This is a genomic window from Bradyrhizobium sp. 1(2017) (genome assembly GCF_011602485.2).
Lineage (GTDB): Bacteria > Pseudomonadota > Alphaproteobacteria > Rhizobiales > Xanthobacteraceae > Bradyrhizobium.
In genome coordinates, this window is the sequence record NZ_CP050022.2 from 2,399,224 (window position 1) to 2,412,566 (window position 13,343).

Annotated in this window: 10 protein-coding genes; 5 read left to right on the top strand and 5 right to left on the bottom strand. The window is 64.9% G+C overall.

Going from position 1 to position 13,343, the window contains the following annotated elements; all coding sequences use genetic code 11:
* Positions 1 to 47 precede the first annotated feature (47 nt).
* Both HAP40_RS11490 and HAP40_RS11495 read right to left on the bottom strand, forming a co-directional pair.
* Positions 48 to 2,234: a xanthine dehydrogenase family protein molybdopterin-binding subunit gene (locus tag HAP40_RS11490; protein WP_166817694.1), complete on the bottom strand. Its 2,187-nt coding sequence runs from the start codon at positions 2,232 to 2,234 to the stop codon at positions 48 to 50.
* Positions 2,235 to 2,244: 10 nt separating this feature from the next.
* Positions 2,245 to 2,694 carry a (2Fe-2S)-binding protein gene (locus tag HAP40_RS11495; RefSeq protein WP_166817693.1) on the bottom strand — a complete coding sequence of 150 codons (450 nt, stop codon included), beginning with the start codon at positions 2,692 to 2,694 and terminating at the stop codon, positions 2,245 to 2,247.
* A gap of 339 nt (positions 2,695 to 3,033) precedes the next feature.
* Here HAP40_RS11495 and HAP40_RS11500 point away from each other — a divergent pair, with 339 nt between their 5' ends.
* Positions 3,034 to 4,653 carry a B12-binding domain-containing radical SAM protein gene (locus tag HAP40_RS11500; RefSeq protein ID WP_166817692.1) on the top strand — a complete coding sequence of 540 codons (1,620 nt, stop codon included), beginning with the start codon at positions 3,034 to 3,036 and terminating at the stop codon, positions 4,651 to 4,653.
* Between the two features lie 266 nt (positions 4,654 to 4,919).
* Positions 4,920 to 7,115 carry a hypothetical protein gene (locus HAP40_RS11505; protein WP_166817691.1) on the top strand — a complete coding sequence of 732 codons (2,196 nt, stop codon included), beginning with the start codon at positions 4,920 to 4,922 and terminating at the stop codon, positions 7,113 to 7,115.
* A 33-nt stretch (positions 7,116 to 7,148) separates the two neighbouring features.
* On the opposite strand, the gene HAP40_RS11510 is transcribed toward HAP40_RS11505, so the two are convergent.
* Positions 7,149 to 8,537, bottom strand: a complete 1,389-nt coding sequence (locus tag HAP40_RS11510; RefSeq protein ID WP_166817690.1) for an MFS transporter — start codon at positions 8,535 to 8,537, stop codon at positions 7,149 to 7,151.
* A gap of 181 nt (positions 8,538 to 8,718) precedes the next feature.
* On the opposite strand from HAP40_RS11510, the gene HAP40_RS11515 reads away from it, so the two are divergent.
* The gene (locus HAP40_RS11515; RefSeq protein ID WP_166817689.1) at positions 8,719 to 9,780 is read left to right on the top strand and encodes an isocitrate/isopropylmalate dehydrogenase family protein; all 1,062 of its coding nucleotides are present in this window, start codon (positions 8,719 to 8,721) and stop codon (positions 9,778 to 9,780) included.
* A gap of 216 nt (positions 9,781 to 9,996) precedes the next feature.
* Here the strand turns inward: HAP40_RS11515 and HAP40_RS11520 are convergent, their stop codons facing one another.
* Both HAP40_RS11520 and HAP40_RS11525 read right to left on the bottom strand, forming a co-directional pair.
* The gene (locus HAP40_RS11520; protein ID WP_166817688.1) at positions 9,997 to 10,272 is read right to left on the bottom strand and encodes a hypothetical protein; all 276 of its coding nucleotides are present in this window, start codon (positions 10,270 to 10,272) and stop codon (positions 9,997 to 9,999) included.
* Between the two features lie 14 nt (positions 10,273 to 10,286).
* On the bottom strand, positions 10,287 to 10,718 hold the full coding sequence (locus HAP40_RS11525) for a pyridoxamine 5'-phosphate oxidase family protein (protein ID WP_166817687.1): 432 nt from the start codon (positions 10,716 to 10,718) through the stop codon (positions 10,287 to 10,289).
* Positions 10,719 to 11,098: 380 nt separating this feature from the next.
* On the opposite strand from HAP40_RS11525, the gene HAP40_RS11530 reads away from it, so the two are divergent.
* Positions 11,099 to 12,562, top strand: a complete 1,464-nt coding sequence (locus HAP40_RS11530) for an amidase family protein (RefSeq protein ID WP_166817686.1) — start codon at positions 11,099 to 11,101, stop codon at positions 12,560 to 12,562.
* An 83-nt stretch (positions 12,563 to 12,645) separates the two neighbouring features.
* Complete coding sequence (locus HAP40_RS11535; RefSeq protein ID WP_166817685.1) at positions 12,646 to 13,227, top strand: TetR/AcrR family transcriptional regulator; 582 nt, start codon at positions 12,646 to 12,648, stop codon at positions 13,225 to 13,227.
* Positions 13,228 to 13,343 lie beyond the last annotated feature (116 nt).

Sequence of the window (13,343 nt, forward strand, 5' to 3'; positions counted from 1 at the left end):
AGCATGATCCTTTCGAAGAACCGCTTCGCACTTTTTCGGATCACGCTTTACGCGAAGGTGATGTTCTGGTCGCGCAGCGGCACCGAGCGGATGCGCTTTCCGGTCGCGGCGAAATAGGCGTTGAGAACCGCCGGCGCCGCGACGCCGATGGTCGGCTCGCCGACGCCGCCCCAGAACCCGCCACTCGGCACCATCACCGATTCCACCTTCGGCATTTCGTTGATGCGCATCGAGTTGTAGGTGTCGAAGTTGGTCTGCTCGATCTTGCCGTCCTTCACGGTGCAGCCGCCGTAGAACAGCGCCGAGAGGCCATAGACGAAGGAGCCTGCAATCTGCCGCTCCACCTGCGCCGGATTGACGATGTAGCCAGGATCGGTGGAGGCGACGATGCGATGCACCTTGATCTTGCTGCCGTCGGTCACCGAGATCTCGGCAGCACCGGCGACATAGCTGCCGTAGCCCATGACCTGGGCGATGCCGCGATAGATTCCTTGCGGCGCCGGCGTGGTCCAGCCGATCTTCTCGGCCACGGCGTTGAGCACCGCCAGATGCTTGGGGTGATGACCCATCAGCTTGCGGCGGAATTCGAGCGGGTCCTGGCCTGCGGCCTGGGCCAGCTCGTCCATGAAGCACTCCATGTAGATCGCGTTGTGATTGACGTTGACGCCGCGCCAGAAGCCGGGCGGAACGTGCGGGTTGCGCATCGCATGCTCGACCAGCAGGTTGGGCACCGAATAGCCGAACGCGGCCTCGCCGGATTGGGCGACGCCCTGGAATGCCGCCGGATCCATGCCGTTCTGCAGCGCCTCGGGACGCAGCGAGAACAAGATCGATTGCCCGGAGAGGCGGTAGTGCAGCGCGACCAGATTGTTGTCGGCATCGAACGCGCCGGTCATCTTGCACTGGGTGATCGGGTGATACCGGCCGTGCGCCATGTCCTCTTCGCGCGACCACAGCAGCTTGATCGGCGTGCCCGGCATCTGCTTGGCGATCGTGACGGCCTGGCGGACGTAGTCGGTCTGGCCGCGCCGGCCGAAGCCGCCGCCGGGCATCACCTTGTGCACGTCGCACTTCTCCGCCGGCAGGCCCGAAGCCTCCAGCACGGCGGCGAAGGCGGCTTCGCCGTTCTGCGTGCCGCACCAGACCTCGCATTTGTCCGCCGTGTAGAGCGCGGTGGCGTTCATCGGCTCCATGGTGGCGTGGTTCTGGTAGGGATAGCTGTAGACGGCTTCGATCGTCTTGGCGGCGCCGGCGATGGCGGCCTTGGCGTCGCCGTTCTTGTTGCCGACATAGGCCGGCTGCGCGTTGTCGAGGCCTTCGGCCAGCCATTTCGCAATCGACGCGCTGGAGACCTTGGCGTTGTCCCCTTCGTCCCAGACGATCGGCAGCGCCTCCAGCGCGGTCTTGGCGTGCCACCAGGTGTCGGCCACGACCGCGACCGCGGTGTCGCCGACCTTGACTACCTTCTTGACGCCTTTCATGCCGGCGATCTTGGCTTCGTCGAAGCTCTTCAGCTTGCCGCCGAACACCGGGCAGTCCTTGATCGCGGCGTTCAGCATGCCGGGCAGCTTGATGTCGGCGCCGTAGATCATGGTGCCGTTGGTCTTGTCGACGGTGTCGAGCCGCTTCACGCCCTTGCCGATCAGCTTCCAGTCCTTCGGATCCTTCAGTTTGACGTCGGCCGGCGGCGTCAGCTTGGCCGCAGCCTCGGCGACCTTGCCGTAGGTCGTGGTTCTGCCTGTTAGCCCATGGGTGATGACGCTGTTGGCAGCCGTGCACTCGGATGCCGGCACTTTCCACGCATCGGCGGCGGCCTGGATCAGCATCACGCGCGCGGTGGCGCCGCCCTTGCGGACATAGTCCTGCGAGGAGCGGATGCCGCGGCTGCCGCCGGTCGAGAAATCACCCCAGACGCGCTTGCGGGCGACGCTCTGGCCGGGAGTCGGATATTCGGTCGTGACCTTGTTCCAGTCGCATTCGAGCTCCTCGGCGACGAGCTGGGCGAGGCCGGTGAGCGAGCCCTGGCCCATCTCGGAGCGGGCGATGCGGATCACGACGGTGTCGTCGGGCCTGACCACGACCCAGGCGCCGATCTCGGGCGAGCCGTCGGCGGCGCGGACCACGGCGGGGCCGCCGAACGGGATGTCGAAGCCGATGGCAAGGCCGGTGCCGACCGCGGCCGTGCCGATGACGAAGGCACGACGGTTCATCTTGGGAGAAACGTGCTTGTTCATGGGCCGCTCCTTACGCGCTTGCGATCGTGTGGATCGCCTCGCGCACCTGCGCGAAGGTGCCGCAGCGGCAGATATTCGTGATGGCCTCGTCGATGTCGGCGTCGGTCGGCTTGGGCTTCTCGTTCAGCAGCGCCGCCACCGCCATGATCATGCCGCTCTGGCAATAGCCACATTGCGGCACGTCCTGGGCGATCCAGGCCTCCTGCACCTTGTGCAGCGAATCCCCGGATGCGAGCCCTTCGATCGTGGTGATCTTCTTGCCCTCGGCCTCGCTGACCGTAACGCCGCAGGAGCGCATCGCCACGCCATCCATGTGGATCGTGCAGGCACCGCATTGTGCAATGCCGCAACCATATTTGGTGCCGGTCAGGCCGGCATTCTCACGGATCGCCCAGAGCAGCGGCGTGTCCGGCTCGACGTCGAGTTTGAAGGTTTTTCCGTTGATTGTTAGGTCTGCCATCGCAAGTCCCCTGGATTGGCCCAATCCACCGATTGAACTCAGGGGCGCACTCTGTCCGGCAAGCTGGAACCGTTCAAATCAACAGTCCGAGGGCTATCCTTTATGCATGGGCCTACTGCGTAAGGGTATGGACGCGGGCGATGTTTTGCCTCATCCCTTGTCGATCGATTCGGGTTGCTGTCTTCTCCGGGAGCGCCAATCCGCGGCTTCAGGCGACGGCCGGCGGTGGTGCCGGTTCCGGACCCGAGGCGCAGCGGCAAGCGGCGACAGTTTGTCCCTTTTGCCGAGGTGCAAGAGGCGGGTGGTTTGGTACACTGCGCCGACGCCACAAGGAGTTCCATGAACTTGCCAAGCCCCTGCAAAGTGCTGATGCTCTATCCGCTGTTCTCGGCGGAGTCCTTCTGGACCTTTGGCGAATCCTGCAAGGTGATGGGCGTCAAGCGCCCCGCAGCCCCTCTGGGCCTGATCACCGTGGCCGCGATGTTGCCCAAGAGCTGGACAGTCCGGCTGATCGACTGCAACACGGCGCCCCTCGGCGACGACGACCTCGCCTGGGCCGACGTCGTCTTCACCGGCGGCATGATGCCCCAGCAGGCCGATACGCTGCGCCTGATCGAGCTCTGCCGCGCGGCCGGCAAGCCGGTGGTCGTCGGCGGTCCCGATCCCACCTCGAGCCCCCACCTCTATGAACGGGCCGACTTCCGGGTGCTCGGCGAGGCCGAGAGCGTCATCGACGACTTCATCGCGGCCTGGGAGGGCGGCGCACGGTCCGGCACCTTCACAGCGCCGAAATTCCAGGCCGACGTCACCAAGACGCCGGTGCCGCGTTTCGACCTGCTCAAGTTCGAGGACTACCTCTATCTCGGTGTGCAGTATTCCCGCGGATGTCCGTTCACCTGCGAGTTCTGCGACATCATCGAGCTGTACGGACGCGTGCCCCGGACCAAGACGGTCGAGCAGATGTTCATCGAGCTCGAGACGCTCTTTAACATGGGCTACCGCGGCCATCTCGACTTCGTCGATGACAATTTCATCGGCAACAAGAAGTCGCTGCGGCAGTTCCTGCCCAAGCTCGCCGAATGGCAGCGGACCCACGGCTATCCCTTCGAGTTCTCCACCGAAGCCTCGGTCAACCTCGCCGACGATCCGGAGCTTCTGGAGCTGATGGGGGCGGCCAATTTCTTCGGCATCTTCGTCGGCATCGAAAGTCCGGATCCAGAGACGCTGATCGCGATGCGGAAGAAGCAGAACACCCGGCGCAACATCGCCGAGAGCATCCACAAGATCTACGCCGCCGGCATCCTGGTCACCGCCGGCTTCATCGTCGGCTTCGACAACGAGAAGGTCTCGATGGCGGAGTCCATGATCGACTTCATCGAGGAGGCGGCGATCCCCGTCGCAATGGTCGGACTGCTCTATGCCTTGCCGAACACGCAGCTGACGCGCCGCCTGGAGCGCGAAGGCCGGCTCCATCCGGGCCACGACGTGGCGCCGACCATCGGCGCCGATCAGTGCACGGCCGGGATCAACTTCGATCCGGTGCGCCCGCTGCGCGACATCCTGACGGACTACAAGCGCGTGCTGGAGCGCGTCTACAGTCCGGCCGCCTATGCAGCACGCGTCGACCGCCTGATGACGCTGCTCGACCGTTCGCGGCAGCGCCACGAGCTCGCGGAAGGGGACATTCGCGCCAAGCTCGGCGCGATGGAGACCGTGCACCGTGTCGTCTCCGCGCTTCCCGAAGCGCGCGGCCCGCTGTGGCAGACCTTCATGAACTGCGCCAAGCGCGACACGTCATCGGCGCGCATCGCCGTGCAGATGATCGCGGCCTATGCGCATCTCGGGCCGTTCTCGCGCAAGGTCATCGCTGCCATCGATGAGCGCCTGGCGGCGCTGGACGAGCACGTGCCCAATCCCGTCGTGGCCGCGGGCGCGAGCGAGGCTCGACATCTGGCCTGACACCGGAGAGCCGATGGGGACCGCCGGCGACGCCCTGGTGCGCCGCGGGCGGGCCATGCGGCAATCAAAGTGGCCGTCTTGTGAGATCCCGGCTTGACAGCCGGACAACCTCAAGCTGATCGTCATCAAAGCGACACCGGGCCTGCCGTGATTTCGGCACCTGGAAAGTTCCGCGCGGGGTATTTGAACCAACCCGCGAGGCCCTGTGTGTCCGTGCGACATCGCGACTGACGTCATTGCCGGATTAGCTTTTGCGGGGTTGAGCCATGTCCAGGAAGGTGGTCGTCTGGTCGATTGCATTGTTGGCCGCGGCGGTGCTGGTCCTCATGTATCTGCCTTCCTTCATCACCGATTCCATCTACAAGAACGTCGACGACATTACCGACGGCGAGATGCCCGCCACCGTCACCGCATTTCAATCGGGGCCGGACGTCGTCAGCACCATCGGCGGCAGCGGCGACGGCTTGAACTGCAGCCTGCCACGCTGGGCCAACATCTTGTTCGACGGCGGAAGGGATTCCGACCAGAAGCGCCATCTCATCCTGCAGCGCTTCAGGCAGGCCTGCGTCTTTCACGACCTGTGCTATCGCCACGGCCTTGCCACCTATGGCTATAACCAGAACGATTGCGATCGCATTCTTCAAAACGCGGCGTTTCGGCTCTGCGTCTACATTCGCAACGGCATTCAGGAGAGCAGCGCGGCCCGCTGTCAATCCGACTCCAAGATGGTTCTGGCCGGTGTGGGCCTCGGAGGCTACGAGGCCTATCGCGGCTGGGACCGGTCGACCTATTTCGAGTTCGATTCCGACCCGTCGCGGTCGAACGGGTTCCAGGTCAGCCGTGTGGTCAGTCATCCATTCAAGGCGATTGCACCAGCGAAATACGCCAGTGACCCCGATCAGGTCATTCTCATGTTCGAGAACCTTCGCTCCAATCTTGCGGTGACCTGCATCACCTGCGCGAATGTTCCCGTCCTCGAATGGACCACCGATCCCAATGCCGTCAGCGCCGAACTGCGTTCGGTCGGGGTGACGCGGTTGCCGGACGTGCTGCTCAGGCGCGTGCCCATGCTGACCGAAACAATGCCGGTCTGGTTGCCGCCGCGCCGGCGGCACGCGGCGCCGCATCTCCTGGTCGATGGAGCGGGCAAGGATCATCTGATCTGGATGAGCCGGAACAACCCGGAGAACAGCGTATCCTGCATCGTCGGCGCCGATGCGGCGCGACTCCTCACCAACACCTTGCCGACCCGCGATCTGTGCTCGGTCGATGCGGGCCCGTCGCTCACCCGCGTGGAGATCGACATGTTCGCGAGTTCTCCGCTTCCGATGGAAGTGCCCGGAAGTCCCGACATCATCTATGCGACGTCGATCAGCCCACAGAAGACGACAGAGCATCATCTGAGCTTCTGTTCGCGCTCTGCGTCCAGGAAGGTCGAGGAAACCGGCCATGACGACCAGTCCAAATGCATCACCTTCCCCGAAACGGAGGTCCGCAAGGGCGCGGCGCTCGGCGCATTTCAGAACTTTCCGCTGGTTCGTCCCGGACAGCAGATCTACTTCGCGCGGGACATCGCGCAGCGGACGGATTCGCCGCTGACCGCGGCCTGGCAGCGCGCCTTCGGCAATGCCTTTTCACCCGAAGGCGCGCTGCTCGTGATCGACGTTGCACCGCCGCTCGCCGCCAAAGGCCCTCTCGCGGCCAAGCTGAAGAAGATCGTCCGGTTCGACATTGACGACCGCTTCGACCCGATGATGCCGATGACGCGCAAGGTGGACGATTTGCGATTCCTGAGCCTCGAGGCGACGAAGACGAGCGTGCACCTTCGCATGATCGATTTCGCCAAGCACAACCCCTCCGTCGGCAATGTGCAGCTGATGATGAGCAACGGCGAGGTGGACCTGGATCGCTCCTGGGCGGAAAGGCCCATGGTGGTGCTGGAGACCCGGGACACGCGACCGAGGACCAAGCTGGTGTTCTCGCGTGGGGAGATCGCGGTGGAAGCAAGCAAGCCCGTCACCTCCGCCGCGACGACGGAAGCATTGACGCTGCAGACGCTGGTCTTCGAACGCGATGCCGCGGCGCCTTCGAACACGCCGTTCGTGAAATCGGCTGGAGCGGCGTGCCGGATCGTCTATGAATTCGAACCGGACCGCACCGATTGGCCGTGCTACCGCGCGTTCGACCCCGACCGCACGATGCGGGCATCGCCGGCGACGCGGCTGCAGGCATCCCAGATGCTGGTCGGGCGATTCACCCAGGCCGGCGGCCATGGCATCGCATTCCCCGATCTCTGCCTGAAATCGGAGCCGATCATCCTGGCACCGCAAGGGACCACGTTTGTGCCCGTGAGCGAGACCGCGGGCTGGCAGGGACCGCCCAGGTTTCAACGGACGGTCAAATGCGAGCCGCTCGATGCCGCGGCAGCCGTGAGCCGTCCCATCGCGCAGAAGGCTCCGTGAACGCCGCCGGAAAGCGCGTGAAATGCGCTCGGTCTATTTCACCGCCAGCCGCAGGAAGCTCATCACGCTGCCGAGCGCGGCAAAGCCTGCGCCGAGCGCCAGCGCCAGTGTCGCGCCGTCGTGACCTGCGAGCGCGAAGCAGGCCGCGGCGAGCGCCGCGCCCGTGGTCTGTCCGATCAGGCGCGCCGTGGCGACGATGCCGGAGGCGCTGCCGCTGCGATGCGGCGGCGCGCTTCCCATCACCGCCTTCATGTTCGGCGCCTGGAAGAAGCCGAACCCCATGCCGCAGATCACCATCCGCCAGATGATGTCGGCTATGGCGGGATTGGGCGGCAGCATCGCGAGCAGCGCCATGCCGAGGCCGAGCAGCACGAGGCCGATGCCGCCGAGCAGGCCGACCGCGTAGCGGTCGGACAGGCGCCCGGCGATCGGCGCCATGATGCCGACCACCAGCGGCCATGGTGTCATGAAGAAGCCGGTCTCGACCTGCGAGCGCCCGAGCACGCCCTCGAAGTAGAACGGCAGCGAGACGAAGGCGAGGCCTTGGACTGCGAAGGAGCACACCGCGGTTGCGGCCGACAGCGCGAACATCGGCCGGCTGAACAGGTCGATCGGCAGCATCGGCGCCGGATGATCGGCATGGCGGCGCGTCAGGATGAATCCGAGCGCGAGCGCCGAGACCAGCTCGATGCCGACGACCACCGGCGACAGATTGTGCGCGGCGCTGCCGATGCCGGTGATGAACAGGCCAAGGCAAGCCGCAGCGAGAGTTGCGCCGAGAAAGTCGAAACCGTGATCCGCCCGCGGCGTCTTCGGCAGCATCGCAAAGCCGATGCCGATCGCGACGAGGCCAAACGGGATGTTGACGGCGAACAGCCACGGCCACGGGCCGAGCGCGAGGATCGCCGACGCAATGGACGGCCCGAAGGTGAAGGCGGTCGCGACCACCAGCGCGTTGTGGCCGAAGCCGCGGCCCTGCATCCGGCCTGGATAGACGAAGCGCACCAGCGCCGTATTGACGCTCATGATGCCGCTCGCGCCCAGGCCCTGCAGCGTGCGCGCGACGAGCAGGCTGTCCAGCGACCACGCCACCGCGCAGAACAGCGAGGCGATGGTGAACAGGATCAAGCCGCCGAGATAGATGCGCTGGTGCCCGACGATTTCGCCGAGGGCTCCGAGCGGCAGCAGCGTCGCCACCAGCGCGATCTGGTAGACGTTGACGACCCAGACCGACTGCTCCGGCGTGACGTGCAGGTCGGCGGCGATGGCGGGCAGGGCGATGTTGGCGATCGCGGTGTCGAGCGAGGCCATCGCCAGCGCGGTGAAGATGGCGGCGATGGCCCAGCGCCGCTGCGCGGCCGGCAAGCCATCGGACATGGAGTGATCGGGCTCGCGCGCGGCGGCGGGTAACGTGATTGTCATTGCCTTATCGTCATCACCTTGCGCGTTGCGGCGTGTGGGCCGAGGGGCCCGTCGGCATGTACTACGGCCGGGCGGCCTGCCACAGGCACAAGCGCGCATGCTGTGTATGCGCGAAGGCGGGGCGATCATGCCGCCGACCAGCGTATGATCGCGGCAGTTGCTGCAATCCCAGGAGAACCCCATGCATATCGTCGTCTTGCCCGGTGACGGCATCGGGCCGGAGATCACGACCGCGACTTCAGGCGTGCTGCGCGCGGCGTCCGAACGTTTCCAGCTCAATCTGCGCCTGGAGGAGCACGCGGTCGGCCATGCAAGCCTGAGGCTATCGGGCACGACGGTGCGCCCCGAATTGCTCGACATCGTCCGCGCCGCCGACGGGCTGATCCTGGGGCCGACCGCGACCTTCGACTTCAAGGACGAGGCGCATGGCGAGATCAATCCGTCCAGGCATTTCCGCAAGAGCCTCGACCTCTACGCCAATGTCAGGCCGGCGCGCACCTATGCCGGCAGGCCCGCGCGATGCGGGCATTTCGACCTCGTCGTGGTGCGAGAGAACACGGAAGGGTTTTACGCCGACCGCAACATGGAACAGGGCAACGGCGAGATGCTGGTGACGCCCGACGTTGCGATCTCGCTGCGCCGGATCACGCGGGCGTGCTGCGAGCGCATCGCACACGCCGCCTGCCGCCTGGCGATGAAGCGGCGCCGGCATCTCACCATCGTGCACAAGGCCAATGTGCTCAAGATCGGCGACGGCATGTTCCTCGGCGTCTGCCGCGAGGCGGCGAAGGCGTATCCCGGTCTCACCGTCGACGACATCCTCGTCGACGCCATGATGGCGCATGTGGTGCGCAACCCCGATCGCTTCGACGTCATCGTCGCCACCAACATGTTCGGCGACATCCTGTCCGATCTCACCGCCGAGCTCTCCGGCAGCCTCGGCCTCGGCGGCTCGCTGAACGTCGGCGACCGCTATGCCATGGCGCAGGCCGCCCACGGCTCGGCGCCAGACATCGCGGGACAGGACATTGCCAATCCGGTCTCGCTGATCCTGTCGGCCGCCCTGCTGCTCGCCTGGCACGGCGAGCGGAGCGGGACTGCGCGTTATGAGGAGGCTGCACGTGCGATCGAAGCGGCAGCGGCGAAGGCGATCGCCGGGGGCAGGGCAACGCGCGACGTCGGCGGCAAGCTCGGCACCATCGCGGCAGGGGCGGCGGTTGCGGAGATCTTGCAGGCGGGGTGATTGCCGCCGAGTGCATATTCTTTGGGTTTCGAAACAAAAAGTCGAAAAACAACCCCATGCACAGTAGACGACCCATTGATCGATAAGGGTTTTTCGAATTGCCCATACTTCGTGTGGGATCGTCGATGCGTTTCGCCGCGCTCTACATCCTGCGGGCTTGTTCTGCCTTTGCTCCCAAGCCGACGGCCGCACCGCCCTTCGATTATCGTCCCGCCTTCACGGCAGAAGGGTCATGAGCTCATAGACGACGACGGCCGCGCCGAGACAGCGCCGCCAGGGATTCACGCCGCGAGCGATCTCGTCGGCGCCCCAGATGATGAGTCCGCCTTTCGCGACGATCGTCAAGCCGACGCTGGCCTTGCCGGCGGAAGGCCAGAGCCAGAGCAGAACGGCCGCGACGATCACGATCCATAGAACGAGATTCGGCCACTGGGCGATGGTGATGGCGCCTGTTTCGCGGCTCCGGAAGAACCACTCAAGAAACCGCCGCACGATCGCCTAGCCGATCAGAGCTCGACCTCACCCTCTTCGCGACCTTTCCAATAGGTCACGCGGTTGGCTTTGACCTTGATCAGGACGATGCCTGGCGTATCGATGCCCTCGTCGAACCATTTGTCGAGATCGCTCGTCCAGTGCTGTTGGAAGGCCGCCTTGTCCCGGATCAGTTCGGCAGTCCCTTCGACGGCCACGTAAATCCCCTTCGAGAACAGGCCCGCTTCCGACGAAAATCCGAGCGCGACTTTGGGATTCCGTTGGATATCCGATACGGTCCGCGCCTGTTCGTAGGTGAAGTAATACGAGGTGCCGTCATAGGTGACGTCGCCATTGTTGCTCATGGGACGGTTGGCGATCTGGCCGTTCTCGGTATGCGTCGACAAAATGGCGATGTCGATGTCGGCCATTTCCTTCGCGATCTCGGCGAGCGATGTCTTGGGCATGAACTTTCCTCCAGTACGGCCGGAGCAACGACCGGATGAGGGCTATGTTCCTCGAAGAAAGGGTGGAGTGCACGGCTGTGCGTTCAGCGGCGACATCGCCGACCGCTATCGGCAGGTCTGGCGGTTGGCGTCCACGTTTGCAGGAATGGCCGCCGGCGCGGGTCGATCCTCCGGGAAACGGTCAGGCAGGCCCGCCCGCGACCGCACATTCGACGATCAATCGGCACATCGGCGCTCACGCATATGTGTGCGGCGATGCCGCCGTTCGAGAACGCCGGCTCATTGAATTACGACCGTAATTTAATATGATGACCATCATGAAAACGGCGTCAATGTCGTGCGCGGCACGGATTGCGCTTCTCCGCTCTTTCGAGGATCCCATGGCCGACACGACCGCCACTTCACCCACCGCGGCATCGCGAAAAACCACTGATCTCAGCTCGCTTGGACTCGCAATTGCAGCCGAAGCTATTCGGAACGGCGACATCACGTCCGAAGGCTATGCCAGGGCACTTCTGCAGCGCGCGGGAATGCTCGCAGAGCTCAACACCTTCATCACGATCGACGAGGCCGCCGTGCTGGCAGCCGCGAGGGATGCGGACAAGGCACGCGCGGCCGGATCGGCGGCACTCCTGCTAGGCGTGCCGCTCGGCGTGAAGGACAGCTATTTGACCCAAGGGCTGCCGACGAGCCTGGGTCTCGACAGCCTCGCCCATTTCGTGCCGCGCGAAGATGCGGACGCGGTCAGCGCGATCAAGGGGGCGGGCGCGCTGGTGTTCGGCAAGAACAACCTCGTCGAGATGTCCTATGGTTTGACGGGGCACAACGCACGTTATGGCCAGGTGAGGAATCCGCACGCGTGGGATCGCGTCTCGGGCGGCTCCTCCAGCGGCTCGGCCGCATCGGTTGCCGCCGGCATCGTTCCCGCCGCGTTGGGCGGTGACACCGTCGGGTCGATCCGGGTGCCCGCATCATTCTGCGGTGTCGTGGGATTCAAGCCAACCACCGGACGCTGGCCGCGCAAAGGCGTTGCTCCGATCTCACATACGCTCGACACTACGGGCGTATTCGCCCGCAATGTCGAGGACTGCCTTCTGGTGGATCAGATCGTGACGGGTGAGCAGGATGCGAAGTCGTCGGGTCGCGATGACCTGAGGGGAGTGCGACTGGCCTTCGCGCCGCGACAATTCCTGGATTTGGTGGATGCGGACGTCGAGACCGGTTTCCGCAACGTCGTTCGGCAGCTGCAGGATGCCGGCGCCGAGATCGTCGAGGTCGATCTCGGCGATGATTTCAATGCCCTCATTCAAACCGCGACATGGGGCATCTTCGCTCATGAGACAATGGGTGCAATCTCGGACTTCCTGCGCCGCCACGACATTCCCACCACATTCGAGGCGATCCATGAGGGCCTCAAGCCCCAGCTTCGGCAGGCATGGGGGCACATCGTATTGCCCGACGGTGCAGGCGCGACCTCGGCAGAGGCGTACCAGACGGCGCTCAGCGTGACGCGGCCGGAAATCCAGCAGCGCCTCAATGCGGCGTTCGTCTCTGAGGGCGCACTTGCGCTCTTGCAGCCGACGACACCTTGCACGGCGCCCTTGATCGAGGAGCAGGCGACCGTCCGCATCGCGGGACAGGAAGTCAGCTACCTCGCTCTGGCGAACCACACGGTGTCCGCGAGCAGCGTGGGGCTGCCGGGCATCAGCCTTCCCTGTGGCTTGTCTCGCGCCGGGCTGCCGATCGGCCTCGAGCTGGACGCCGCCCTGGGCAGCGACCGGGCACTTCTGAATCTTGCCCGCAGGATCGAAGGCGTCCTGGGTGCCAATTCGACTGCGAGCTGACCACAATGCCGGAACCCGGCAGCCTGACCGCCACCTGTCGCCGTGCTGCCGGCGCCCGCGAGAAATAAGAAGGTCGAGAGACAATGCGGTTTGAGAAGGGCCACAAGGCCGCAACGCGGCGGCACATCGTCGATGTGGCATCGAACTGCGTGCGCCGAGACGGCATCTCCGCGGCCGGGATTGGCGGGATCATGAGCGAGGCCGGCCTGACCAAAGGGGCATTCACTCCGCACTTCGAATCCAAGCACCAGCTGGTTCGTGAGGCGATGGCAAGTGCTCTCGGCGATCAGCAACATCGGTTCGACGAAGACCGGCAAAACGGCCTGGACCTCGAAGGGGCGATCCGGCGCTATCTGAACCGCGCTCACCTCGAAGACCCCGCGAGCGGTTGCCCTTCGGCGGCGCTGCTTCCGGAAATCGCCCGCCAGCCCCTGTCCATCCGTCAGGACTACGAAAAGGCACTGCAAGGCTACGTTTCAAGTCTCGCCGCATTGCTTCCGGAGGCCGGTTCTGCGGTGAGGCGCAGCCGCGCGATGGCCATCTTCGGCCTCATGGTGGGCACTCTGCAGTTCGCGCGGGCCGTGCCCGACCGCGCGAGGGCGAAGCAAATCCTCGAGGGCGGCGTGCAAGCCGCGCTGCAGCTGGCGCAGGCTCCTTCGTCCTGAAGATGACCTTCCTGAAGATAACATGGCGTGAATCCCCATTGCGCTTCAGCCCAGTTATTGCTTCCGATCTGCGGCGGCGGGTCTAGCCCGCCCTCGTTGAGCCAGATCAAGACTCG

Bases quoted from the DNA above. Each gene is read 5' to 3' on its own strand.
- HAP40_RS11515 (WP_166817689.1), top strand. From the start codon at position 8,719: ATGCATATCGTCGTCTTGCCCGGTGACGGCATCGGGCCGGAGATCACG.
- HAP40_RS11490 (WP_166817694.1), bottom strand. From the start codon at position 2,234: ATGAACAAGCACGTTTCTCCCAAGATGAACCGTCGTGCCTTCGTCATC.
- HAP40_RS11530 (WP_166817686.1), top strand. From the start codon at position 11,099: ATGGCCGACACGACCGCCACTTCACCCACCGCGGCATCGCGAAAAACC.
- HAP40_RS11525 (WP_166817687.1), bottom strand. From the start codon at position 10,718: ATGCCCAAGACATCGCTCGCCGAGATCGCGAAGGAAATGGCCGACATC.
- HAP40_RS11510 (WP_166817690.1), bottom strand. From the start codon at position 8,537: ATGACAATCACGTTACCCGCCGCCGCGCGCGAGCCCGATCACTCCATG.
- HAP40_RS11535 (WP_166817685.1), top strand. From the start codon at position 12,646: ATGCGGTTTGAGAAGGGCCACAAGGCCGCAACGCGGCGGCACATCGTC.
- HAP40_RS11495 (WP_166817693.1), bottom strand. From the start codon at position 2,694: ATGGCAGACCTAACAATCAACGGAAAAACCTTCAAACTCGACGTCGAG.
- HAP40_RS11505 (WP_166817691.1), top strand. From the start codon at position 4,920: ATGTCCAGGAAGGTGGTCGTCTGGTCGATTGCATTGTTGGCCGCGGCG.
- HAP40_RS11500 (WP_166817692.1), top strand. From the start codon at position 3,034: ATGAACTTGCCAAGCCCCTGCAAAGTGCTGATGCTCTATCCGCTGTTC.